Here is a 24,839-nt window from a genome sequence, read left to right as displayed (position 1 = left end):
CGCGCTACTCGGCGACCGCATCCCCCCAGGCGGACATGATCTCGCTCATGCCGTGGCGCCCGGCGGCGTCTTCCAGCACCGCCACCGGACAGGCGAAGGGATAGGGAAACAGCGAGCGGCGCACGGGCGTGACCTCCGCCACCGCGCGAAGCGCCGCCATCACCGGCTCGGGCAGGGCAGCGTCGGCGACGATGCCGGGTCCGCCCGAGACGTCGATGCGCGGGCGGTGGAAGATCTCCTCAAGATCCAGTCCGAAATCGGCGAAGAAGGAGGCCATCTGCACGACCGCCGAAACGATCTTGCGCCCGCCCGACGCGCCCAGCGCGATGCGGCGATCCCCCGCCGCCCCGATGGCCGGGCAGACGTTCATCAGGCACGGCTTGCCCGGCCCGAGCGAATTGGGCCGCCCCTGAACCGGATCGAACCACATGATGCCGTTGTTCATCAGGAACCCGGTGGAGGGCGAGACCACCCGCGCGCCGAAGAGCGACAGCAGCGTCTGGGTGTGGGCGACCATGTTGCCGTCACGGTCGACGACGGAGAAATGCGTCGTCGAGCCCGGCGCCTCGGGGATTTCGCCATCCGCGCCCATGCCCGACAGGCGCGCGCGATAGGCGGACCGCAGGGCGCGCGCATGCGCCGGGCACGCGTCATCGGGTGTGGTCGGCGTTTCATGCGACAGGCGTTCCATGGCGTGGGCGAAGGTCGGCCCGGCCGTCAGACCGGGAAGGACGTGAAACAGCGCGTCCCGGTAGGGCACCGCGAGCGGCGTTTCGAACCGCGCGCGGGTCGTTTCCAGATCCTCGCGCGTCAGATATCCGCCCTTGTCGCGGATATCGCGCGCCATTGCATCTCCGAGATCGCCGCCGTGCAGGGCCTCGGCGCCGTCCCGGGCCAGACTGTCGAGACTGTCGGCCATGCGCGACTGGTCGAGGCGATCCTCGACCGTGGCCGTCCAGGGACAGGGGCGCGGCCACTGGCCGTCGAGCAGGAACAGCGCCGCCGCGTCGGGGTCGCGCGCCAGATCGCGCGTGGCGCTGGCAATGACCAGCGCCGCATACCAGTCGACCGCCATGCCCTCCCGGGCGTGCGCGATGGCGGGGGCTAGCAGATCGCGCCAGGGCAGACGGCCCCAGCGGCGATGCGCCGCCGCGTGGCCGTCGGTGACGCAAGGAACGGCGACGGCCTTGGCACCGAGCACGTTGCGGTCCTCGACCACCCGCTCCCAGGGAAAGAGGTCGCCGGCGACCCCCTCGCCCGACAGCGGGAAGTCCTCGACCTTCAAGCCATCGGGCGCGCGCATGCCGAAATTGAGCGCATGCGCCTCGCCGGTGTCGGCGCGCCAGTGGATCGCGCCGCCGCCGCCGGCGGGGCCCGACATCCACGGTTCCAGCACGCCGCAGACGAAGCCGCAGGCGACCGCCGCATCCACCGCGTCGCCGCCGGCGCGCAGAACCTCCGCCCCGGCCTCGGCCGCCTGCCGGTGCTGCGCCGCGACCACGCCGTGAGGCGTGGTGACGACATGCTTGCGGATCTCCATCGACCGCGACAGGGCCCGCGACATGTCAGGCCCCCAGCCGGCAGTAGAGACCGGCGGCGAGACGCGCGCGCTCCACCAGACTGTCGACATAGATGTGCTCGCCGAGCGTATGCAGGCCCTTGCCCCGCACGCCGATGCTGTCGAGCGTCGGCAGGCCGAGATGGCCGGTGAAATTGCCGTCCGACCCGCCGCCGGCTGAGGCCGCGCTGATCTCGAAGCCGATCTCGCCGGCGACCTCGCGGGCAAGCGCCAGCATCTCCATCGTGCCGGGCTGATCCGGCTCCCAGACGGGCCGCGTCACGCCCCGGCGCACCTCAAGCGTCACCTCGCCCTCGTCGGTGCCGAGCGCCATCATCCGCGCCACGCCCTCGTCGAGAAGCGCCTGGGTCTTGGCCATGGTCAGCACCTCCGCGTCGCACACGGAGGAGACGCAGTTGACCCATTGCCCGGCATGGAAGACGCCGACGGAGAAGGTGCAATCCTCCGTGGTCATGCCCTCGATCTCGGCGACCTTGCGCGCCATCTCGGCGATCGCCGAGCGGCCTTCCGACAATTGCCAGCCGGCATGGCTCGGCCGTCCGCGCGCCTGGAGATTGAAGCGCGCAATCGCATAGCGGCCGATCACCGCGCCGCCGTCGGGCCGCGCCGGCTCGGGCACGAGAATGTATTTGTGACGCTTCGCCTCCGTCTCGATCAGGTCGCGCGTGGCCGGCGTGCCGATCTCCTCGTCGGGCGTGAACAGCACCGTCACCGGCAGCGGCGTCTCGATGCCGGCGGCGAGGATCTTTCGCAGCGCGTCGAGATAGACGTAGTTGCCGCCCTTCATGTCCATCAGGCCGGGGCCGTAGCAGACGTCGCCCTCGCGGCGGAAGGGCAGAACGTCCAGCGTGCCGAGCGGGTGGACGGTGTCCATGTGGCCGAGCAGCAGAATACCGCCCTCGCCGGCGCGCGGATGCGGCATGGTCGCGCGCACGGAATCGCCGAGCCCCAGCCGGCCCGGAATGCGCTCCACCCGCGCGCCCATCGCCGCCATCTCGTATTGCACCAGATCCATCATCCGGTTGACGGCGGCGGCGTCGAAGGTCGGGCTTTCGGTCTCGATCCAGGGCTTGAGGCCCGCGATCATCTCCTCGGTGTCGAAGGGCAGGGAAAGAACGTCGGTCATGGCAAAAACCTCCCGTGTCCGCCGGGCGGAGTGCCCGGCGGTGTCTGAAAATCCTCGAAGAAGAACAGCGCGACGGCGCCGGCGAAATCAGCCGGCTGTGCCCTCGCGCGGCAGGCGGGTCTCGACGATGCGCGCGTAGACCGAGGCCCCGACCGGCAGGATGTCGTCGTCCAGCACGAAGGCCGGATTGTGCAGCGGCACATTGCCGGCGTGGCCGACCCGGCAATAGGCCCCGGGCACCACCTTGAGCATGTCGGCGAAGTCCTCCGAGCCGGTCATCTGATCGTTCGTCAGAGTGGCGTTGTCGGCGCCGACCACGTCGCGGGCCGCCGCCACATAGGCCTCCGACAGCTCCGGATCGTTCATCAGCACGTCGAAGACGTTGCGCAGGTCGACATCGATCTCCACGCCATGCGCCTGCGCCAGTCCGGCGCAGAGATCGCGCATGCGCTGTTCGGCCATGGCGATCACGTCGTCGTGGAAGTAGCGGATCGTGCCGCTGATCGTCGCGCGGTCCGGCACCACATTGTAGGCGCTGCCCGCGTTGATGGTCGTCACCGAGACGACCAGCGGCTTGGTCGGCGGCGCGTTGCGGCTCACCACCGTCTGGATCTGCTGCACCAGCGCGGTCGCGGCGACGATCGGGTCGCGCGACTGGTGCGGCATGGCGGCATGGCTGCCCGTGCCGCGCACCGTGATGTCGAAGAAGCTCGCTCCCGCCATCGCGGGACCCGGCGTCACGGTGACGGTCCCCGGCTCCGCGTTGGGGTCGTTGTGCATGCCGTAGATCTCGTCGCAGGGGAACTGCTCGAAGAGCCCGTCGGCGATCATCCGCCGGGCGCCGCCAAGCCCCTCTTCCGCCGGCTGGAAGACCAGCACCGCCGTGCCGTCGAAATCGCGCGTCGCGGCCAGATGGCGCGCCGCGCCGAGCAGCATGGTCGTGTGACCGTCGTGGCCGCAGGCGTGCATGCGCCCGGGATTGCGCGAGGCATAGGGCACGCCGGAGGTTTCCTCGATGGGCAGCGCGTCCATGTCGGCGCGCAGGCCGATCCGCCGGTTGCCGCCGCCCTTGCCCTTGATGAGGGCGACGACGCCGGTGCCGCCGAGCCCCTCATGCACCTCGTCGACGCCGTACTCGCGCAGTTTCGCCGCGACGATCCCGGCGGTGCGGGTCTCCTCGAAGCCGAGTTCGGGATGGGCGTGCAGGTCGCGGCGGATCTCCGTGAGATCCTCCGCGAAGGCCTGGATGCTGGGAATGACACTCATGCGACACCTCCTGACACACCGGCCGCCGCCTCGACGGGCCGGAAGTTTGCGAAATCCCAGTGCCGGCCAGGCGCCGCCTCGATCAGGCTGCGCGTATAGGCATGGGAGGGACGGGACAGAACCTCGCCGGCGGGACCCTTCTCGACGACCCGGCCCTTTTGCATCACCACCACCTCGTCGCAGATCTGCGCGGCGACGCGCAGGTCGTGGGTGATGAACAGCATGGCGATGCCGAAGGTCTCCTGCACCTCGTCGAGCAGGTCGAGCACCTGGGCCTGGACGCTGACGTCGAGGGCGGAGACCGCCTCGTCGGCGACGAGCAGGTCGGGCCTCATCGCCACCGCGCGGGCGATGGCGATGCGCTGGCGCTGGCCGCCGGAGAACTGGTGCGGATAGCGCTGCAGCGCATCGCGCGGCAGGCTCACCAGATCCATCAGTTCGGCGGCATGCTCCATCGCCTCCGCCTTCGGCGTGCCGAAGTTGATCGGCCCCTCGCACAGGCTGCGGCCGACGGTCCAGCGCGGATTGAGCGAGCGGTAGGGATCCTGAAACACGATCTGGAAGTGGCGCCGGTGCGGCTGGAGCTGGCGGCGCGACAGGCGGGAGATCTCCGAGCCGGCGATGGTGACCTCGCCGCCGCTCGGGTCGATCAGCCGCATGATGCAGCGCGCCACGGTGGACTTGCCCGAGCCGCTTTCGCCGACGATGCCGAGCGTGCGCCCCGCGTCGATGGCGAAGGTGACGTCGCGGGCCGCCGGCACGCCCTCCCTGCGCCGGAAGATCCCGCCGCCGCCATAGGTCTTGTCGAGTTTCTCCACGTCCAGCACGCGGCGGTCCGCCGTGGACGGGCGCGCCGGCCGCGGCGTGAGATTGGGCACGGCCGTCAGCAGCTTGCGGGTGTAGTCTTCCTTCGGCTGGCTCAAGAGCTCGCGGATCGGGGCGGTTTCCACGATGGTGCCGGCCTGCATGACGCTCACCGTGTCGGCGATCTCCGCCACCACGCCCATGTCGTGGGTGATGAACAGCACCGCCGTGCCATGCGCCTCCTGCATCTCCTCGATCAGCTTGAGGATCTGGAGCTGGGTGGTCACGTCGAGCGCGGTGGTCGGCTCGTCGGCGATCAGCAGCGCGGGATCGAGCACCAGCGCCATGGCGATCATGATGCGCTGCCGCTGCCCGCCCGACAGCTGATAGGGATAGGAGGCATAGATGCGCTTCACGTCGGGAAGATGCACCTGATCCATGATGTCGAGCGTGCGCTCGCGCGTCTCGGCCGGCGACAGATCGGTGTGCATCTTGAGCACTTCCTCGATCTGATCGCCGACACGCAGGACCGGGTTGAGCGCCGTCATCGGTTCCTGGAAGATCATCGACATGCGCCTGGCGCGCAGATCGCGCATCTGGGCCGGCGTTGCCGTGGTGATCTCGAAATCGTCGAGGGCGATGCGCCCGCCCGTCACGGCGAGCGCGCCCTTCGGCAGCAGGCCCATCGCGGCGAGCGAGGTGACGGATTTTCCCGACCCGCTCTCGCCGACGAGGCAATGGGTCTCGCCGGCGCGGATGTCGAGGTCGATGCCGTTCAGCACCGGCTGGGCGTCCGGCCGGCCGACGAGGCCGACCTTCAGGTCGCGGATGGTCAGAACCCGGGGGGCTTGCGCGAAATCGCGTTGCTTGAACTGCATTTCAGCCTTCCCGCTTCTTCATGCGCGGATCGAGCAGATCGCGCGCGGTGTCGCCCAGGAGGTTGATCGACAGGATGCACAGCGACAACAGCAGGCCGGGCCAGAAGATCAGGCCGGGCTTGATCTGGAAGTAGCTGCGCCCCTCGGCCATGATGTTGCCCCAGGTGGGGATCTCCGTGGAGACGCCGGCGCCGAGGAAGCTCAGGATCGCCTCGATCAGGATCGCTGAGGCGCAGATGTAGGTGCCCTGCACGATCAGCGGCGCCAGCGTGTTGGGCAACAGGTGCTGCACCAGGATCTTCGGCATGGAGGAGCCCAGTGCGATGGCCGCCTCCACATAGGGTTCCTCGCGCGCCGACAGCACCACCGAGCGCACCAGACGCACCACGCGCGGCACCTCCGGCACGGTGATGGCGATGATCACCGAGCCGAGGCTCGGCCCGTTGAGCGCGACCAGCGCAATGGCCAGCAGGATCGCCGGAATGGCCATCAGACTGTCCATGATGCGCATGATGATGTCGTCGGCGGTGCGGAAGAAGCCCGCGACAAGACCGATCGCCAGACCGATCACGACGCTGGTCACCGCCGCGCCGATGCCGATCAGCAGCGACACGCGGCCGCCGGTCATGACCCGGCTGAAGATGTCGCGGCCGAAGGGATCGGTGCCCAGCAGATGCGCGTCCGACGGTGGCTTCAGCCGCATCATCGAGTTCATCGACAGCGGATCGTAGGGCACGTAGAGCGGCGCGAACAGCGAGGCCAGGACGATGGCGACGAGCACCGCCGCGGCAATCGCCGGGCCGATGCCGAGCCGCGCCCCGGCGGGCAGCGAGAAGAGGCCAGTGAGGACCTGAAACGCGCTGTGGCGGGAGGGAGTTGTCTCGGCCATGTCAGTAGCGGATCCTCGGGTCGAAAAAGGAATAGGAGATGTCGACCAGCAGGTTCACGACCACGTAGATGCCCGCCGTCAGCAGGATCATCGCCTGGATCACCGGATAGTCGCGGGCCAGGATCGCATCCACGGTCAGCCGGCCGATGCCGGGGATGTTGAACACGCTTTCGGTCACGACGACGCCGGAGATCAGCAGCGCGAAGCCGGTGCCGATGATGGTCAGGATGGGCACGGCGGCATTGCGCAGCGCGTGGCGGAACAGCACCACGTTCTCGCGCACCCCCTTGGCGCGGGCGGTGCGGATGTAGTCCTCGCCGAGCACCTCCAGCATCGAGGCGCGGGTCATGCGCGCGATCAGCGCGACATAGATCGTTGCGAGCGTCAGCGAGGGCAGGATCGCGCGGGAGAAGAAGGCACCGATGCCGTCCGAGGGCGGTCGGTAGCCCTGCACCGGAACCCAGCGCAGATCGATGGCGAAGATCTGGATCAGGATGTAGCCGATGACGAAGACCGGCACAGAGAAGCCCAGCACCGAGAAGGACATCACCAGGAAGTCCACCCAGCTCTTGTGCCGCCAGGCGGCAATCACGCCCATCGGCACGGCCAGCGCCACGGAAATGACGATGGTCATCAGCGCGATGTTGATCGTCGGACCCAGCCTGGCGCCGATCATGCCCGACACGGAGGTGTTGGAGATCAGCGAGGTGCCGAGGTCGCCGCGCAGCAACTGCCCCACCCAGGTGACGAACTGCACATAGAGCGGATCGTTGAGCCCGAGCCGGTCGCGGATCCGCTCCAGCTGGGCGGGCGTCGCGGCGTCGCCGGCGAGGATCGCGGCCGGGTCGCCGGGGGTCAGGCGCAGGAGCAGAAAGACGAAGACGGCGACGATCACCATGACCGGTATCGTCGCGAGCACCCGCTTGAGAATATAGCCGAGCATGGACGTGTGCCTTATCCGGACGGTCTTGGACGCGAAACACGCGCGGGGCGCGCGCGCGCGCGGGACCGGGGGCGCGCTGGCGCGCCCCCGGGTGGCGGATCACTCCGCGCTCTTCGTCACGTTCCAGAACACGGGAACCGGGGTCGGCAGGATGCCCTGGATCGTGTTGCGCCGTGCCTGGGGCATCTTGTATTCGCCCAGATGGATGTAATTGACGTTGTCCATCACATGCTTCTGGATCTCGACGGCGACGGCCTTGCGCCCGGCATCGTCGGCCGCCTTGACGAACTCGGCCCGCAGTTCCTCGATCCGCGGGTCGGTCGGCCAGCCGAACCACGCATCGTCGCCGCGTCCGTTGACCATGACGTTGATCAGCGGGTCGGACACCTCCGGCACCATCCAGTTGGTGAAGAAGATGTTCCAGCCGCCGTCGCTCGGCGGGTTCTGCTGGGCGCGACGCTGGACCACCGACTGCCAGTCCATGGGCTGCATGTCGACGTTGAAGCCGGCCTCGCGCAGCGCCTGGGCCGCGACCACGGGCTGGTTGGTCAGCGACACCACGTCGGTCGGTTGCATCAGCACGATCGGGGTGCCGTCATAGCCCGCCTCCTCGAGCAGCGCCTTCGCCTTGTCCGGCTGCGCACCGGCGGTGATCGGCTCCGCGCCCGACTCGTCGCCGAGCGGCGTGTTGCAGCCGAAGATCGCGCCGCAGATGTTGTAGTACTCCTCGCGGCTCATCATGGTGGCGAGCACATCCTGCTGGCTGAGCGCGTAGAGCGCGGCCTGGCGGATCTTCTTGTTGTCGAAGGGCGGATGCAGGAAGTTCGGCCGGCCGATGGTCACATAGCCGAGCGGATCGCGCTGTTCGACGGTGACGTCGGGCGCGCTGTCGAGAATCGGCAGCAGGTCGATCTGCACCTGCTCGAGATAGTCGATCTCGCCGGCGGCCAGCGCGTTGATCGCGGTCAGGCTGTCGGGCATGGTCGTCCACACCACGCGGTCGACGTTGACGCGCTTGCCGCCGGCCATCCAGGACGGCTCCTCCTCGCGCGGCACGTAGTCGTCGAACTTCTCGTAGGTCACCGAGACGCCGGGCTCATACTCGTCCGTGACGAAGACGAAGGGGCCGGAGCCGATGTATTCGGTGATGGTCTCGTCGGGCGAGGTGGCGGCGACGCGCGCCGGCATGATGAAGGGCGGCACGGCCGACTGCTTGGAGATCACGTTCATCAGCGGCGGGAACGGCTCCGACAGCGTCCACACGACGGTCTTGTCGTCCGTGGCCTCGAGGCTTTCGGTCACGTCGAAGATGAGCTGGCCGCCGGAATCGCGCTTGCCCCAGCGCGTCAGCGAGGCCACCACATCCGCGCCCGTGACCGGCGCGCCGTCATGGAACATCAGCCCGTCGCGCAGGGTGAAGGTGTAGGTCAGACCGTCGTCGGACACCGTCCAGTCCGCCATCTGCGGCTGCGGCTGGAAGTTCTCGTCCACGGCCGTCAGCACGTCGTAGATCATGTAGCCGTGGTTGCGGGTGATGTGGGCGGTGGTGATCACCGGGTCCAGCACCCGCAGACCGGAATGCATGACCGCCGTGACGGTCACGTCCTCCGCCTGCGCCGTCGATACCGGCGCGAAGGCGGCGGCGCATGACAGAAGCGCGGCGGCAAGCGCCCGCTTCGGCATAAACGCTTTCATGTATGTGCTCATCTCGAACCTCTGGTTGGAGTTGATCTTCTTTTTCAGTCTTGGATCGCGACCACGGGATCGCGACCGGTGCGTGCCGGCGCGGCACGCGCGTCCCCGAAAGCGGGGCCGAGCGGGGAAAGCCTGAGACCCGGTCTCAGGCGCGTGAAGGCGAGATCAGCCGGATCGACCGGCACCGGCCCGGGCGCCCGCGCGACGAGGATATGCGCGGCGACGGGCGCGAAATCGGCGCGGAAATGCGTCGCGCTCTTGACCGCGAGAATGGCCTGCGCCTCCGGCTCGATGCCGACCATGCGGAACATCTCCCGGTCGGCCATCTGCGCGATACGGCTTGCGACCGCCACCCGCACGCCGCCGATGCGCAGACAGGCCGACGGCCCGAGATCGAGCCGGGTGCCGCCGTAGTAGGGCCCCGTCGCATGCAGGCGGCCGTCGGCGAGATGCTCGACGCTCGCCTCCACCTCGAGCGGCGGCGCGTCGGCGAGATCCGGATGTCCGCCGAGGGAAAACCGCGCCCGCGCGCCGACGCCCAGCTCATGGGCGCGCCGCGCGGCGCGGGGATCGACGATCAACCCGATGGCCGCACCCTGCGCGTCCGCCGCGATCAGGGCACGCAGGAGTCCGGTGGTGGCGGAGACGCCGCCGGCGCCCGGATTGTCCTGGGGATCGGCGATGACGACGGGCCCGTCGGCTTGCCGCGCCAGCCGGATCGCCTGCGCGACCGCATCGTCGGCCTCGGGCGCGCGGGTCGCGAAGCGGGGTTCCGCCGCCTCATAGGCGGTCGCGATCCGCTCGACGGCCCGCTCCGCCTCGGCCTGCGTCGGGGCCAGCGCCACCGCCACCGGACCGCAATCGGGAATGTCGGCGGCCGGGAACCCCATGAACAGTGACGCGGATTGCGCCCCGGCGGCCTCGACCGCGTCGAGGTCCGCATAGAGCGCGTCGCCGGGGGCCATCATCGTCGACTGAAAGGGGATCGGCACCAGATAGGACATGCGGCGCATCGCCTTGGCCGGGCGGACGCCGCTTGTCATGATCGCATGCAGGAGTTCCGCCGCCCGCGCGCCCGTGTCCGCCATGTCGACATGCGGATAGGTGCGGAAGCCGACGAGCGCATCCACGCCCGCGACGAAGCTCTCTGAAATGTTGCCGTGGAGATCCAGCGCGGCGGCAATCGGCACCTGCGGCCCGACGACCGCGCGGATGCGGCGCACCAGTTCGCCCTCGCCGTCGTCCAGATGCTCGGCGACCATGGCGCCGTGCAGGTCGAGAAAGACGCCGTCGAGCCGGCCCGCCCGGGCGATCCCGTCCACGATCTCGCCGGCGATCTCCTCATAGGCGGCACGCGTGACATGGGCGGAGGGGATCGCCCCGGTCCACAGCACCGGCACCCTGTCCCAGCCGCGCGCCTCCGCCACCGCGAGCGCGCCCGAGATGCCGAGATTCACGCCCCGGGCCGCGGACAGCAGCGCCGCCCCGCGCGTCATCGGGATGTAACCTCCGCCATGGCGAAAGGCCTCCCCGTCCGCCGGGGTCGGGGCAAAGGTATTGGTTTCATGCAGAAAGCCGGCCAAAGCGACTCGCATGGTCCCCTCCGTGTGTTCACGGCACTGGATCTGGAAGGCGATTGTTTTTGTTGTTCGCCAGGTCTTGTCGTTCGTGCGCTGTATCGATATACGATACAATCATATTGATTATCGATCATGCTGACCTGTCTTTCGCGGACCTGTCAAGCGGGGGAAGAAAATTGAAGAGCACACTTCGGGCGGATCCGTCGGAGGCAATCGCCTTTCCATCGGCGGAGGGCGACAGCCTCTTCGTGCGGTCGGCGGCGCGAGCGATGCAGGTTCTGAGCGCCTTTCACCATTGCAACGGTCCGCTCAGCCTGACCGAGATCGCCCGGCGTGCCGGTCTCGACCGCTCCGCCAGCCAGCGGCTGGTCCACACGCTGATGAAGCTGGGTTACATCCGGCGTAGCCTCGATGACCGCGGCTATCTTCCCGGCCTGCGCCTGCTCGATCACACGCTCGACGTGCTGCGTCTCGATCCGGTCGTGCAACGGGCGACGCCGGTGCTTCTGGAACTGCGCAAGACGATCCGCGAGCGCGTCGATCTCAGCCTGTTCGACGGTCACCGGCTGATCTACGCCTTGCGGATGCAGAGCAAGCGCGAGACCTTCTTCGCCACGCTCGTGGGGCACAGCGTTCCGCTGTTCTGCACCGCCGGCGGGCGGGCGGTGCTTTCCGCCCTTACGGACGAGGAGGTCCGCGGGCTGCTCAGCCACGCGGAGCTGCCGGCCTATACGCCGCAGACATTGACAGAGCCCGACACCATCCTGGCGCGGGTGCGCGCCGCCCGCCACGACGGACATGCCGTCGTCGTGGACGAATTCGTGCGCGGCGAGGTGGCGCTGGGTGTCCCCGTCAGATGCGACGGCGTGCCGGTCGCCGCCATTCATATCGGCGCCTCGACCCACGAATGGACGCCGGAAGACTTCACGCGCACCGCCGCTCCGGTCGCGATGGAGGCGGCACGCGAAATCATGCGCAGCCTGTGAGGCGCGACACGGAGAAACACTTGCCACACGACACGCACCGGCATGCGGGCCATGACCACGGGCATCGCGAGCACCACGCGCACCACGGGGGACATGCGCATCTCGACCCGCATAGCGGCGACCGCCGGGTGGCGCTCGCCATCTGGGCCAACGCGCTGCTGACGCTGGCGCAGGTGGTCGGCGGCCTGCTGTCCGGCAGTCTCGCCCTGATCGCCGATGCCCTGCACAATCTCTCCGACATGGCCTCGCTGGTCATCGCCTTCGCGGCCCGCAGGATCGCGCGGCGCCCGCCCGACGCGCGCATGACCTTCGGATACGGACGGATCGAGATCGTCGCGGCCCTGATCAACTACACCACGCTGATCCTGGTCGGGCTCTATCTCGTCTATGAAGGCGCGATGCGGCTTGCGGACCCGCCCGAAGTGGCGGGCTGGACCGTCATCCTGCTCGGTGGCGTGGCGCTCGTCGTGGATGCGCTGACGGCCCTGCTCACCTATTCGATGCAGCGCGACAGCGTGAACATCCGCGCGCTCTTCCTGCACAATCTGTCGGATGCCCTGTCCTCCGTCGCCGTCGTGGCGGGCGGGGCGCTGATCCTGCTGTACGACATGCGCTGGGTCGACCCGGCCCTCACCCTCCTGATCGCGCTCTACATTCTCTATCTCGCGGGCTCCGAGATCGGCGGACCGGTGCGCACGCTGATGCTGGGCAGCCCGCCGCACATCGACAGCGGCGCGGTGATCGCCGCCCTGCGCGCCGTCGACGGCGTCGCCGACGTCCATCAGGTCCGTCTCTGGCAGATGCAGGAACACGCCGTCGCGCTCGACACCCATGTCGTTCTGGACGACGACGCCTGGGAGCGGCTGGAGCCGGTCAAGGCCGAGATCAAGATGCTGCTGGCGCAACGCTTCGGAATTGCCCGGTCGACCCTGGAGTTCGAGCGCCGCACCCACCCGCACGCCGACGCCCCGCTCTACGGCGCGGACCGCTGCGGCGACTGAAGCCGCGTCAGTCGATCCAAACCATGCCGGGGGCCACGCCGGCGCAATAGTCGGCGGCGCTGCGCTTGGCCTGACGCACCACCTGGGCGATGAAGTCCTGCCGCAGGCCCGCCTGATAGGAGGCGATGATCTGCATGGCGGGGAAGCGTTTCGTCACCGACAGCGTCTTGAGAAGCCCCATCTCCAGCTCCCGCCAGATGGTGACGGTCGGCACGGCCCCGACGCCGAAGCCGTCGATCATCAGGTTGATGATCGCGAACAGCGAATTGCAGCTGGTCAGCTTGGACGCCAGCGCCTGTTCGTCGTGAAAATAGGGCGCGACCATCTGATAGGGCGGCGAATTCTTGGGAAAGGAGATGATCGGCAGATCGGCGAGTGCCCGCACCGAATAGACGCGCTCGGGATCGATCAGCGTCGGCGAGCCGGCCCAGCTCATCTGGAAGACGCAGGCGCTGTAGCTGCGAAACCCCTCGTCCAGCACCGGGTGCAGACAGAAGATCAGGTCGAACTCGCCCTTGCGCATGCCGGCGACGAGCGGCTTGGTGCCGTCGACGGTCAGCTCGATCTTCAGTCCCGGAAACTGCTGGTGCAGCGCGTCGATGAGCTGCGGCAGCCAGGTCGAGGACACCGAATCGATGGCCCCGAGGCGCAGCGGTTCCTGGCTGCGGTGGTCGGCGCCGGCCAGCGTTTCCTTAAGACTGTCGATGCCGCTCAGCACCGCCTCGAAATGCCTGAGCACCCGCTCGCCGTCCGCCGTCAGCGTGAACCGGCCATCGCCCCGGTTCACCAGCCGCCCGCCCATCTCGCGCTCGATGGCCGCCAGACGGGAGGAAATCGCCGGCTGGGTGGTGTTGAGCTCCTGCGCCGTGCGCCCGAAGTGCCGGTTGCGCGCCAGCACGACGAAGGTCTTCATGTCCACCAGACGCATGGGGCCGTTCCGCTCAGCTGTCGCTCGGGGTCGGGGCCGCAAGCGCGCGCGCCCCGTCCCCGGGCTTGAGACATACTGGACCCGGGCCCGCCACGGAAGATCTCCGCCCGGCCGTGACGCCCGTCAGGACGCGATCATCACGTGCCGGGCCTGGGTGTAGTCGAGCAGCGACTGCATCGACAGGTCCGAGCCATAGCCGGAGTTCTTGGTGCCGCCATGCGGCATCTCTGTGGCGAACACCCCGTGGGTGTTGATCCAGGTGACGCCATAGTCGAGCGCGTTTGCGATGCGCATCGCCGCCTGCCCGTCGCGCGACCACACCGAGGACGCCAGACCGTATTCGGAGGCATTGGCCCAGCCGAGCGCCTGCTCCGGCGTCTCGAAGGGCGTCAGCGTCACCACCGGGCCGAAGACTTCCTTCTGCACGATTTCCGCGTCAATCGGCGCGCGCACCAGCGTCGGCTCGTGGAAAAAGCCGGCGCCCGTGCCCGTGCTGCCGCCGGCGAGGATCTCGGCACCGCCCGCGCGGGCGCGCTCGACGAAGCCGGCGATGCGTTCCTGCTGGCGGGCGCTGATAACGGGGCCGAACTCCACGTCGTCGCGCTCCGGCTCGCCGTAGACGAGGCTGCCGACCATCTCCGTCAGGCGCTCCGCCAGCGGTTCGGCGGCCTCCGTCGCCACCAGCACACGGCAGGCGGCCGTGCAGTCCTGGCCGGCGTTGTAGAAGCTCGCCTCGCGCAGGGTGGCGGCGACCGCGTCGAGATCCGCGTCCTTGAGCACGATCACCGGCGCCTTGCCGCCGAGCTCCAGATGGGTGCGCTTGATGCGCTCACCGGCGGCGGCCTTCAGGATCGCGCGACCCGTGCGCACGTCGCCGGTAAGCGAAATCATGCGCACAAGGTCATGCGAGATCAGATGCTGGCCGACGTCCGGACCGTTGCCGCACACCACGTTGACCGCGCCGCGCGGCAGCAGCGGCTCGAGCAGGCGGGCGAGCGCGATAAGGCTGAGCGGCGTGTTCTCGGACGGCTTGATCACCACGGTGTTGCCGGCGGCCAGCGCCGGCGCCAGCTTCCATGCGGCCATCAGCAGCGGATAGTTCCACGGTGCGATGGAGGCGACGACGCCGATGGGGTCGCGGCGCAACATGGAGGTCATCGTGTCCGAGCGATAGCCGTTCGCCGCGATGCCCGGCATGTTGCGCACGGCCGTCGCGTAGAAGCGGAAGACATCCGCGACATTGGCGAGTTCTCCGGCCAGCACGAAGCGGCGCGGCTTGCCGGCATTGAGCGATTCCACGCGCGCGAGGGCGTCCGCGTTGGCCTCGATGGTGTCGGCGATGGCCCAGAGGATGCGGCTGCGCTCCTTCGGCGTCGTGCGCCGCCAGTCGGCGAAGGCGCGCGCCGCCGCCTCCACCGCCGCGTCGACCTGCCCGCGCGAGGCGGAGGCGACCTCGGCCAGCGGCGTGCCGCGCGCCGGATCGAAGGCGGTTTCCATCGCGCCTTCACCCGCGACGAAGGCACCGTCGATGAACAGGCGGGTCTCGAAATCGGTCATGGCCGGACACTCCGTAAGGCAAGGAAATACAAAAAAGACGAGGGGCCCGCACGCCCACGACGCGGCGGGAGACAGGACTTCAAGCCGCGACCGCGCCGCGCACGGCCGCGCGGGGTCACTCCGGGGGAAGCAGGCGCAAACGGTCGGGATCGACGCTCAGGCCCACGCGCCGACCGGCGGGGAAGGACCCTTCCGTGCTGGTCAGGACCCGAAGTTCCCGGCCCGCGACTTTCACCACGTAGCGGCTGCGGGCGCCGAGATAGATCTGCGCCACGATCTCGCCGGAGAGCTGACCGCCCCCCTCCTCGACGATGGTCACGTCTTCCTGACGCAGCGACAGCGTGGCCTCGGCGCCGAGCGTGCCGTCGACCGCGTCCGACAGCCGTTCGGGCAGCGGCAGGCTCTGCCCATCCGACAGGCGGGCGAAGGCGGTGCCGTCCTGGCGCACGAGCGCGACGGGAAGCAGGTTGGCCGCGCCGAGGAAGCTCGACGCATAGCCGGTCGCCGGATTGGAGTAGATCTCGCTCGGCGCGCCCTCCTGCTCCACCTTGCCGCCCTTGAGCAGCACCACCCGGTCGGACAGGCTCAGCGCCTCTTCCTGATCGTGGGTGACGAAAATGGAGGTCAGCCCGAGACGACGGTGGATCTCGACCAGTTCCACCTGCATGTCCTCGCGCAGCCGCGCATCGAGGTTCGACAGCGGCTCGTCGAGCAACAGCACCTGCGGGCGCGAGACGATGGCGCGGGCCAGCGCCACGCGCTGCTGCTGCCCGCCCGAAAGCTGCGACGGCTTGCGGTCGCCGAGATGGCCGAGCTGGACCGTCTCCAGCGCCTCGCGCACCTTCTCCGCCTGTTCCTCGCGGCTGCCGATCTTGCGCATGCGCAAGGGAAACCGGACGTTTTCCGACACGCTCAGATGCGGCAGCAGCGCGTAGGACTGGAACATCATCGCGATGTCGCGCTTTTCCGGCGGCAGATTGGTGACGTCGCGGCCCGCCAGTTCGACGGTGCCGGTGGTCACGCCCTCCAGACCGGCGACGATGCGCAGCAAGGTGGTCTTGCCGCAGCCCGAGGCGCCGAGCAGGCTGATGAACTCGCCCGAGGCGATGTCGAGCGTGATGCCGTGCAGGACCTCGACTTGGCCGAAGGACTTCTTGATCTGGGACAGGCGCACATCAGCCATGGGTCAGGAACTCGCGAATTTCTGCACGCCCAGAAGGCGGTCGATGATCAGGATCAGGGTGACGGTCAGGGCGATCATGATCGTCGAGACCGCGGCGACGGAGGGGTCGGGGCTGAACTCGAGCTGGCCGTAGATCTGCACCGGCAGGGTCGTCAGGCCCGGCTTGCGCAGGAACAGCGCCAGCACCGCCTCGTCGAAGGAAATGTTGAAGGCGAAGAAGGCGCCGGCGATCAGGCCAGGGCGGCACTGCGGCACCACCACCAGCCAGAGGCGCTGAAACCGGTTCGCCCCCATGGTCTGCGCCGCTTCCTCCAGGAAGGGATTGGATTCCGACAGCACCGCCAGCGTCGTGCGCACCACATAGGGCAGCGTGATCACCGTGTGGCTGATCCACAGCGTGACGATGGACACGGGCCCGAAGATCGCGCTCCACAGCATCAGCATGCCGATGGCGTAGATGATCGTCGGCAGCACCAGCGGCGACAGGAAGACCGTCGCCAGCGCGCCGGAGAAGGGCAGCGCCCGCCGGTGGATGGCAATCGCCGCCGCACCGCCGATCAGCGTCGAGGTCAGCGTCACCAGCACGGCGACGCGCAGGCTGATCCAGGCCGCGTCGACGAAGGCGTCGGACCCGATCACCGCCTCATACCAGCGCAAGGAGAAATCCTTGGGTGGAAAGGCGATGAACTGGCTCTCGGAGACGGAGACGCCGATCACCACGACGAGCGGGGCCAGCAGGAACACCGCCGTCAGCACGACGAAGACGATGGTCGCGAGGCGCAGCGGCAGCGAGATGGACCTAACCATTGGAGCGGCCTCCGGCGAGACGGGCGTAAGGGACGAGGATCAGCAGCACGCCGACGAAGAGGATCACGGCCTGGGCGGCGGCGAAGGGCCAGTCGAGCGTCTGTGTCACCGAGCGGTAGATCGAGGCGGCCAGCACCTGGATCCTTGCGCCGCCGAGCAGGTTCGGCGTGACGAAGGAACTGGCCGACAGCGTGAAGACCAGCAGCGAGCCGGCGATGATGCCCGGCACGGCGAGCGGCAGCACCACGGTGCGCAGGCTCTTGAGGAAGGAACAGCCCATAGTGCGGGCGGCCTCTTCCAGCCGCGGGTCGATGCGGGTGACGACGCCGAGGATCGACAGCGTCATGAAGGGCAGGAGCACCTGCACCATGCCGATGACGATGGCCGCCTCGGTCTGCATGATCGAGAAGTTGCGCCCGGCGAGCCCGAGGTCGCGCAGAATGTCGGGCACGAGGCCGGAGCGGCTCAGCAGCACCATCCATCCGAAGGTGCGCACCACGACGCTGGTCATCAGCGGCAGGATCACCAGCACGATCAGCCACAGCCGAAGGCGCGGGCCGACGCGGGCCATGATGTAGGCCAGCGGAAAGCCGATCGCCACGCAGATCAGCGTGATCAGAACCGACAGCCGCACGGTGCGCCACAGCACGTTGAGATAATAGGGATCGCCGAGGAAGCGGGCGAAATGTTCCAGCGTGAAGCCGGTCTCGCCCGACACGGAGAGGACCAGCATCTGCGCGATGGGCACGAAGAAGGCAAGCGCCAGAAGCAGCAGCCCGGGCAGGAGCAGAAGGGTATTTTCCGCGCGATCGCTCATCCGGCGTCCCCGTTGTGTCTCGCGGTTGTCTTTCGCGGTTGTTTTTGGGCGCGGCCGTCTCGCGCGGCCGGGTTTCGGTCTCGGCCGCGTCGCGGGGCCGCGTCGCAAGGCACAGATGGATCGCCGCGCGGGCGTGCGCGGCGATCCGGTTCCGCGCGCCGTCAGCGCGCGATGGTGCGGTTCCAGGCGTCGACCCAGGCCGCGCGATTGGCCTCGATCTTCGTCGGGTCGAAGCGCAGCAGACCGGCCACGGCCTCCTCGCCATAGGCGACGTCGGCGGCAACCTCGTCGCTCAGCTCGACCGTCCTGTTGGTCGGCGAGTAGCGCAGGGCTTCCGCGAAACAGGCCTGCGCCTCGGCCGAGATCGACATGTCGATGAACTTCAGCGCCAGATCCTGGTTGTCGCGGCCGGCGACGAGATTGGTGGTGATGAAGCTCGCCGGCGTGCCTTCCGCGCCCGGCACGAAGGCCGCCGGAAGGCCCGCCTTGCGCAGGGTGAAGGCGTAGTCGGAGGCATAGGGCGCCACCCAGGCGTCGTTCTGGGCGAATTCCTGCTGGATCTCGGGCGACGTCGTCACGACGAGCGCGCCGTTATCGAGCAATTCGCTCACCGCGTCGAGCCCCGGCTGGATGTCGTCCAACGTTCCGCCGCGCACCTGGTTGAGCATCAGGAAGCCGAGCATCCCGTAGCCGTTGGAGATGTCGGTCAGCACGATGTGGTCGGCATAGGCCTCGTCGAACAGATCGGTCCAGCTGGCCGGCGCCTTGGGGGCGGTTTCCGTGTTGTAGACCAGCCCGATCGCGGCGATGGAATAGGCCGGCCCCTCGCCCTTCTCCAGGTTGACCTTGGCGAAGTCGTAGAGATCGGCGGCATTGCTCAGGCTGGCCGGGTCGATGGGGTCCAGCAGGCCTTCCTGGGCGCCGACGATCTCCTGACCGCCGGAGAAATGGATCACGTCGAACTGCGGCGCGTCCTTCTGAGCCCGCAGCTGGGCGAAGGCATCGGCCGAATAGGCGGTCACGACCTGAACGGTCGCGCCGGTGGCCTCCTCGAAGGGCGTGATGACGCACTGGCGATGCGCCTTTTCGTAAGCGCCGCCGAAGGAGTTGATGGTCAGCGTTTCGCCGGAGGCAAGCGCGCCGGCGGTCGTCAGCGCGGTCACCCCGGCAAGGGCGCCGGCAAGGGCAAGTGTCTTCTTCGACGTCATTGTCAGATCCTCTCCAAGTCCTGTTCCGGATGGTTGTTCTGTCGGCTCTCTCTGGATAACGGTCTCGAGCGACGGGGACATGCGGCCCTTGGTCCGTGCGCCGGTCTCCCGACAGGGGGGCCGCATGTCGCGCCCTCAGGCGAGCCGGCCGAGCTCGATCGTCTTGATGCCTTCCTTGCGGATCAGCTTGCACTGCTCGGCGATGGCGTCGAGGCCCTCGGTCATCCGCGCGAAGTAGGTGCAGGGGATCCAGCCCGTGGGCCCGAAGGTCCGGCCGCCGACGCCGTAGAACATGCCGATTTCCCAGAACTCGTCCGGGTCGATCTTAAAAAAGTTCTTGGGCTGATAGAACCACAACATGTCGCCCGGCTCGGGCAGCACGGTCTGGTTCTCCGGCGGCAGCGCCTTGGGATCGAAGGTCCGCGCGCTTTCCGGCAGACCCATCATGATTTCCGGACCCGAGAAGATGGCGTGGCTGGCGGGAACCGTGATCGGCGCCTCCAGCGCGCCCCACAGCGCCTTGCAGGTCTCCGGCGCGGTCTCCCAATAAAGGGAAATGATACCCTGGACACCGGATTCGACGAATTTCAGATAAAGCTTCTTGTCTGTCATGGCACCTTCACCGTTCTCGAATACAGGCATTTCAAGGCACGGATGCGGCACTGTCCAATTGTAATGCTAAATTCGGACGATAGATAAATTTTATCGAAGCGGTCCGTCCAACGTCAGATTTTCCGAGGTCGGCCGCACGCCGACTGCGCGCGACAAGGGCGCCCGAGGCGCGATTCCGCCCCTTGCCTCAGACGTTTGCGCGGCTTGAGGAAACGACCGATCTCGCCCTGGCGCGTCGTCCGAACAGCGCAACAGGCCCGGCGCCGGAGGCCCGCGACCGGAGCGTCCCGGCTCCGCACCGGGGCGCTCCCGGGCGGCGCGGCGACGGCCCTACCACAACGCCGGGTCGTTCAGCGCGGCAACGCAGTGCGACGGACCCTTGAGCGGGGCAAGCGGCGTCTCGGTCAGCGACTGCCCGATCCAGCCGATCGGCTGGCTGAGCGGAAGGGGCGCGGCGGCGTCGGTCTCCGCCAGCGGGCGGAAGCCCAGCTTGCCGTAGAAGACGGGATCGCCATAAGTGATCGCTGCGTCGACGCCGGCCGCCTTCAGCGCCGAAAGCGCATGCGCGAGAAGCGCCTGACCGTGCCCTGCGCCCTGACGATCCGGCGCCACCGCCATCGGCGACAGGAGGAATACGACGCGCGGATCCTGCGGGTAAGTGAGCCGGGTAAAGATCGCCGCGGCGATCATTTTTCCCGCTTCGACGCCCATGAAGACGTGCATGTCCCGCGCCGGCGTCTCCCGCAGCAGGCGCTGCACGAAGGCGCCGATCAGCGCCCCTTCCTCCGCGCCCTCGGACGCGGTGAACGTATCCTCGAAGAGAGCGACGATCTCCCGCTCCCGACCCCTGACATCCGTTTCGAACTCCATGACCGCCCCCCGCATCGACCGCCCCGGCATCGCGCGACCGGCGTCCCTGAGCCAACTGTCGAGTCGATAGAATACGCCGCCCTCCCCAAGTCAAGCGCGGCCGAAGCCCCCATTGGCCTCACACGTCGATGAGGCCGAGATAGATCGCCTTGGTGACGGCGTGGGTCTTGTTGGCCGCGTCCAGTTTCGACAGCGCGTTTCGCATGTGCCATTCGACCGTATCCTCCGACAACCCGAGCCTCTCGGCGGTCTCCGGCATGGTGAGCCCACGCGCCGCCCAGGCGAGCACGTCCCGCTCGCGGTCGGTGAGGCGCACCGGCTCTGCCTCGCCGGCGGATGTTTTGATGACTGGCTCCCCGGCGCGCGCATCCACCGCCACCAGGTCGATCGCCCGCTGCGCCCAATAGATCATCACCAGGTGCAGATCGCGGGCCGAGGTACCTGTCATGACGCGGAACCGCTGGAGGGGACCGCTCCAGAAGAAACACGTGCAGGAGGAATGCACGCGCCCGATCGGATCGGTGAAGTGAAACGGCACCACCAACCCGTCGCGAAAGCCGTGGTCGCGGGCGGCCTCCATGGTGCGATGGGCGCCGGACTTGCGCCCCCTACTGGCACGCGGCGACGGCAGATCGCTCCAGCAAAACGGCGTGTTCGTCCGCCGCGCCCTGCGCAACACCGGATCGACAGTGACGAAGCCGTTGGTCACATATTCGCTTTCCCAGCGCGCGCCTGTCGTGCCCATCCAGAATGGCGCATCCAGATCCGGTCGGCCGGCATCGATGAAGTTGAAGCCGGCGAATCCGAGATCGGCAGACACGCGGTCGAGCACGATGCGAAGGTCTTCCAGGGACCTTGCCCGTTCGATCTCCGACAGGACGGCCTCGACATTCATGCATTACCCCCCGGGAATCCGTGGCCCTCAGTTTTGTCGTGCATGTCAAAATTCACCATATCGGCATTTTAACTGGTGCCGTTACGGAAAGTGAGAGGCACGGCATATTCGATGAATGCACCCGCTGCACATTACACCGCTCAGATCACGCAGGAAAACGACAACCAGGAACTGGTGCATCACCTGTTCCGTTTCCGGAAAACGTTGTTCGTCGACCTGCTCTGCTGGGATTTGAGATCCGAGGACGGACTGGAGCGTGACGAGTTCGACCGCCCGGACACCCTACATGTCGCGTTGCATCGCAACGGAACCTTGGTCGGCGGGTTTCGCGCGTTGCGCGCCGATCGCCCCTACCTCGCCTCAGAGGTCTTCCCGGAGCTCGCCGTCACGCGGAGCTATCCACGCCAGTCCGACGTTTGGGAAATCAGTCGCTTTGGGATTTTGCCGTTGGACGATCCGCGCGCGCGGCTGGAGGCGGCTCGGGTCAACTACGCAACGATGATTCGCTTCGCGCAATCCCGCAACGCCCGCTCGCTCGTTGCCATCGCGGACGTTACCTACGAACGCTTCCTGAGCAAATTGGGCATCCGCACCCGGCGCTACGGACCGCCCCGCCCGACCGGACGCGACGCCGCCGGCCAACCGCGGGAGCTGCTCGCCGGCGAAATCCCGCTTGCCGACCAGAGCGGCGTCCGGTTCCAGAGATTGCTCGATCTGGCCCAGACTGTGGAGATCATCGATGAAGCACATGTTCTCGGACGTCACGCCATTCCGGCGTAATCCGCTCGACTTCCTGGCGCAGTTCGAGACATGCGACGAGCCGCTCGTGCCGCTCGCGCTGGGGCCGAGGCCGGTGTTGTTACTCACCGACCCTGCGTTCGTCAAGCGGATCCTCAAGACACCGGAACAGGAGGTCAACAAGGGCCGGTTGATCCGGACGTTGCGCAGCGTGATCGGCGACAGCGTCGTGATCCTCAACGGCGCCGAACATCGTCGGCGACGTAAGGTGCTGCACCCGTTTCTCTCCCGCAGCGGAGCGGAGCGCATGGCCCCGACCTTTCTCGCCGAAATCCGCCGCTCGGCAGCGATGGTCGCACGGGACACAGACTTCGATGCGGATTTATTCGGAGCGGCTCTCGCCCTGCGACTAGTCTCGATCGCCGTCTTCGGGCATCGCGTGCTGAGTTCAGGCGACGAGCAAAGCCTCGTGCAGGCCGTACGCCTCATCGAGGACGACGTAGCCGACGAGATCTTCCGTACCCTTCCCGCCATGCCATGGACGGCTTGGGCCCAGCGCCGACGCCGGCGCGCAGCGCGTGAAGCGATGCAGCTCATCGTGGCACGCGTGCGTGGTTCGACGGGCGAGACCAGCGCTATGCAAGCGCTCGCCGCCCTCGATCTCGACGATACCGCCACCGCGAACGAAGTACTTACGCTGCTTCTGGCTGGTCACCACACAACAGGAGCAGCGGTTGCCTGGATGCTGCACGCGCTCGCGACGCAACCGGGTCTGGCACGCGCGCTCGCGGCCGAGGCGCGCGCGATCACATCTTCGACGGGCGAGCTCGATATCGCCCAGCTTGCCACGGCGGTGAAGAGCCTCGCGGCCGCGCGGGAGATCTTGCGGCTCTATCCATCGAGCTGGTGGTTCAGCCGTGAGGTTCAACAACCGATCGAAATCGGCGGCCGGAAACTCAAGCCGGGCACGTCGATCTTGATTTCGCCGTGGCTGTTCCATCGCAGTGCTCGCCACTGGGATGCGCCCGACGAATTCCGCCTTGATCGCGGCTACAATACGCCCGCCTACTGCCCGTTCGGCGCCGGTCCACGTGCCTGCGTCGGAATGGGGCTCGCCTTGCTCGAACTGCAGCTGATCGCCCTTGAAATGGCGGCAAGCTTCGAGTTGAGCGTGTTGCCGGGCCAAAACCTTCGGCCCAATCCGATGGTGATGCTTATGCCCCCACGTATCCGCATGCGCGCTCGGCCAAGGGACTCGGCGACCGCCAACGGCATCTGCGCCGCCTGACCGGCCATCAACGCCCGCGCACCCGCCCGCCCTTATGACGCAACAGGGGACTCCTGCAATGAACAGAGTTTCTCTCATACAAGACACTACAGAGCCTGCCCCGGATCTGCAGGATCTCGAAGCGCTGACCCATTTCCTGCAGTGGGCACGCGAGGAAGCCCGTCGGCTTGGGCTCCACCGCGCCGCCCTCCACATGGACGAGGCAATCGACGAGATCAGCCGTACCGACGGCAAAATGTAGACGCGCGGTCTCGTCCTACCTCCCAGCCGAGCATCGCGCCCGCGTCCGCGCCCAACTGACCTTGGCGGCTCAACACGTGTACAGGACGCCCATCCGGTGCATCGGCGTCTGTAAAGCAAATCAGCGACGCAAAACACTTCGCGCGTGCCACTCGAAGGGATCGACCGCCGGAGGGACCGGTTGGGGGAAACCGGGACGCGGGAAACGACAGGCGCAGGGAATCAGGCCGAGGCGGCGCGGGCCGTCGGCGCCGGCTTGTTCGCGCGCGTCTTGCGCGGCACATCGCGCAGGAGATCGCGGATGGCCGACTTCACACCCTCGTCGCAATCGCGCAGCATCTGGATAATCTCCAGGTCGATGCGGCTGAAGTGCAGCAGTTCCTCGTCGTCCGGCGGGGCTGCCGCCCGGTCGCCGCTGGTGTCGACGCCGACGAAAAACTCCTGAATGTCGGTTTCCAGGAAGCGGGAGATTTCCCAAAGCTTGCTGGCGGACACCCGGTTGGCCCCCTTCTCGTATTTCTGGACCTGCTGAAAGGTGATGCCGATCCCCTTCGCAAGCGCCGTTTGCGAAATCCCCCGCAAAAGGCGCACGCGCCGCAGGTTGTTTCCGACCAGAATATCGACCGCATGCGGCTGGCTTGTGGTTTGGGACACGTCCGACATCTTGTTCTTGCTCGTCGTCTTGAGACTGGTGTGAAAGCTCGGCGGTTCGTCCCGGCCGGGAACTCAACCCATTTCCGTGGACCGCCGACCGGTGTTGGTCCGTGAACCGCTCACCGGTGGTGGTCCGTGAACCGCCGGGCGGTGCTGGCGGCGCGCTCCTGTCGGCGCGCTGTCGCCACGGCGCATGCGGTACAGGTCCACAATTTGCGGGCAGACAATAGTCGGCAAGGAAAGGCACCGCAACCACCAAGAAATCGACCCAACCTGTCGGAGTTCCCGTCATGGT

General features: G+C 67.7%; 23 protein-coding genes. 5 read left to right on the top strand and 18 right to left on the bottom strand.

The genetic code is table 11. The features are described from left to right. Nucleotides 1-4: 4 nt before the first annotated feature. The 8 genes from ABL312_RS20630 to ABL312_RS20595 form a co-directional block, all read right to left on the bottom strand. On the bottom strand, nt 5-1,630 hold the full coding sequence (locus tag ABL312_RS20630) for a gamma-glutamyltransferase (protein WP_349359276.1): 1,626 nt from the start codon (nt 1,628-1,630) through the stop codon (nt 5-7). Next, nucleotides 1,566-2,705, bottom strand: coding sequence for a M20/M25/M40 family metallo-hydrolase (locus tag ABL312_RS20625; RefSeq protein ID WP_349359275.1), 1,140 nt, complete (start codon nt 2,703-2,705; stop codon nt 1,566-1,568). The genes ABL312_RS20630 and ABL312_RS20625 overlap by 65 nt, the downstream gene beginning before the upstream one ends. Nucleotides 2,706-2,792: 87 nt before the next feature. Further along, entirely contained in the window at nt 2,793-3,971 is a 1,179-nt protein-coding gene (locus ABL312_RS20620; protein ID WP_349359274.1) for a M20 aminoacylase family protein, read from the bottom strand. Further along, nucleotides 3,968-5,653: an ABC transporter ATP-binding protein gene (locus ABL312_RS20615; protein ID WP_349359273.1), complete on the bottom strand. Its 1,686-nt coding sequence runs from the start codon at nt 5,651-5,653 to the stop codon at nt 3,968-3,970. Before ABL312_RS20615 ends, ABL312_RS20620 begins: the two co-directional genes overlap by 4 nt. A gap of 1 nt (nt 5,654) precedes the next feature. After that, entirely contained in the window at nt 5,655-6,542 is an 888-nt protein-coding gene (locus ABL312_RS20610; protein WP_349359272.1) for an ABC transporter permease, read from the bottom strand. Nucleotide 6,543: 1 nt separating this feature from the next. After that, the gene (locus tag ABL312_RS20605; protein ID WP_349359271.1) at nt 6,544-7,485 is read right to left on the bottom strand and encodes an ABC transporter permease; all 942 of its coding nucleotides are present in this window, start codon (nt 7,483-7,485) and stop codon (nt 6,544-6,546) included. Nucleotides 7,486-7,584: 99 nt separating this feature from the next. Further along, entirely contained in the window at nt 7,585-9,180 is a 1,596-nt protein-coding gene (locus tag ABL312_RS20600) for an ABC transporter substrate-binding protein (RefSeq protein ID WP_349359270.1), read from the bottom strand. A gap of 44 nt (nt 9,181-9,224) precedes the next feature. Next, the gene (locus ABL312_RS20595; protein WP_349359269.1) at nt 9,225-10,775 is read right to left on the bottom strand and encodes a M81 family metallopeptidase; all 1,551 of its coding nucleotides are present in this window, start codon (nt 10,773-10,775) and stop codon (nt 9,225-9,227) included. Nucleotides 10,776-10,936: 161 nt separating this feature from the next. Here ABL312_RS20595 and ABL312_RS20590 point away from each other — a divergent pair, with 161 nt between their 5' ends. Together ABL312_RS20590 and ABL312_RS20585 are read left to right on the top strand one after the other, a co-directional pair. Next, nucleotides 10,937-11,746, top strand: coding sequence for an IclR family transcriptional regulator (locus ABL312_RS20590; RefSeq protein WP_349359268.1), 810 nt, complete (start codon nt 10,937-10,939; stop codon nt 11,744-11,746). A 20-nt stretch (nt 11,747-11,766) separates the two neighbouring features. Then, a complete protein-coding gene (locus ABL312_RS20585; protein ID WP_374730159.1) occupies nt 11,767-12,747 on the top strand; it encodes a cation diffusion facilitator family transporter in 981 nt (326 codons plus the stop codon). A 7-nt stretch (nt 12,748-12,754) separates the two neighbouring features. Here ABL312_RS20585 and ABL312_RS20580 read toward each other — a convergent pair whose 3' ends face one another. The 9 genes from ABL312_RS20580 to ABL312_RS20540 form a co-directional block, all read right to left on the bottom strand. Further along, nucleotides 12,755-13,675: a LysR family transcriptional regulator gene (locus tag ABL312_RS20580; RefSeq protein ID WP_349359267.1), complete on the bottom strand. Its 921-nt coding sequence runs from the start codon at nt 13,673-13,675 to the stop codon at nt 12,755-12,757. Between the two features lie 123 nt (nt 13,676-13,798). Beyond that, complete coding sequence (locus ABL312_RS20575) at nt 13,799-15,232, bottom strand: aminobutyraldehyde dehydrogenase (protein WP_349359266.1); 1,434 nt, start codon at nt 15,230-15,232, stop codon at nt 13,799-13,801. Nucleotides 15,233-15,347: 115 nt separating this feature from the next. Next, a complete protein-coding gene (locus ABL312_RS20570; RefSeq protein WP_349359265.1) occupies nt 15,348-16,415 on the bottom strand; it encodes an ABC transporter ATP-binding protein in 1,068 nt (355 codons plus the stop codon). Between the two features lie 3 nt (nt 16,416-16,418). Continuing rightward, a complete protein-coding gene (locus tag ABL312_RS20565) occupies nt 16,419-17,222 on the bottom strand; it encodes an ABC transporter permease (RefSeq protein WP_349359264.1) in 804 nt (267 codons plus the stop codon). Beyond that, entirely contained in the window at nt 17,215-18,039 is an 825-nt protein-coding gene (locus ABL312_RS20560) for an ABC transporter permease (protein ID WP_349359263.1), read from the bottom strand. The genes ABL312_RS20565 and ABL312_RS20560 overlap by 8 nt, the downstream gene beginning before the upstream one ends. Nucleotides 18,040-18,200: 161 nt before the next feature. Continuing rightward, nucleotides 18,201-19,247 carry an ABC transporter substrate-binding protein gene (locus tag ABL312_RS20555; RefSeq protein ID WP_349359262.1) on the bottom strand — a complete coding sequence of 349 codons (1,047 nt, stop codon included), beginning with the start codon at nt 19,245-19,247 and terminating at the stop codon, nt 18,201-18,203. A gap of 135 nt (nt 19,248-19,382) precedes the next feature. Beyond that, nucleotides 19,383-19,859 (bottom strand): DUF3830 family protein, encoded by a 477-nt coding sequence (locus ABL312_RS20550; RefSeq protein WP_349359261.1) that lies wholly within the window; start codon nt 19,857-19,859, stop codon nt 19,383-19,385. Nucleotides 19,860-20,189: 330 nt separating this feature from the next. Continuing rightward, nucleotides 20,190-20,729 (bottom strand): GNAT family N-acetyltransferase, encoded by a 540-nt coding sequence (locus ABL312_RS20545; protein ID WP_349359260.1) that lies wholly within the window; start codon nt 20,727-20,729, stop codon nt 20,190-20,192. Nucleotides 20,730-20,847: 118 nt separating this feature from the next. After that, nucleotides 20,848-21,624 (bottom strand): LuxR family transcriptional regulator, encoded by a 777-nt coding sequence (locus tag ABL312_RS20540; protein WP_349359259.1) that lies wholly within the window; start codon nt 21,622-21,624, stop codon nt 20,848-20,850. Nucleotides 21,625-21,735: 111 nt separating this feature from the next. On the opposite strand from ABL312_RS20540, the gene ABL312_RS20535 reads away from it, so the two are divergent. Genes ABL312_RS20535 through ABL312_RS20525 form a run of 3 tightly spaced genes read left to right on the top strand, consistent with a single transcriptional unit; the run spans nt 21,736 to nt 23,891 of the window. Beyond that, entirely contained in the window at nt 21,736-22,404 is a 669-nt protein-coding gene (locus ABL312_RS20535; protein WP_349359258.1) for an acyl-homoserine-lactone synthase, read from the top strand. Next, a complete protein-coding gene (locus ABL312_RS20530) occupies nt 22,364-23,650 on the top strand; it encodes a cytochrome P450 (protein ID WP_349359257.1) in 1,287 nt (428 codons plus the stop codon). Before ABL312_RS20535 ends, ABL312_RS20530 begins: the two co-directional genes overlap by 41 nt. Before the next feature lie 58 nt (nt 23,651-23,708). Continuing rightward, entirely contained in the window at nt 23,709-23,891 is a 183-nt protein-coding gene (locus ABL312_RS20525) for a hypothetical protein (protein ID WP_349359256.1), read from the top strand. 221 nt (nt 23,892-24,112) lie between these two features. Here ABL312_RS20525 and ABL312_RS20520 read toward each other — a convergent pair whose 3' ends face one another. After that, the gene (locus tag ABL312_RS20520) at nt 24,113-24,544 is read right to left on the bottom strand and encodes a helix-turn-helix transcriptional regulator (RefSeq protein ID WP_349359255.1); all 432 of its coding nucleotides are present in this window, start codon (nt 24,542-24,544) and stop codon (nt 24,113-24,115) included. Nucleotides 24,545-24,839: the final 295 nt, after the last annotated feature.

This window comes from Stappia sp. (genome assembly GCF_040110915.1).
In the GTDB taxonomy this organism is placed as follows: Bacteria; Pseudomonadota; Alphaproteobacteria; order Rhizobiales; family Stappiaceae; genus Stappia.
This window is presented reverse-complemented; position numbering and strand designations above follow the sequence as displayed.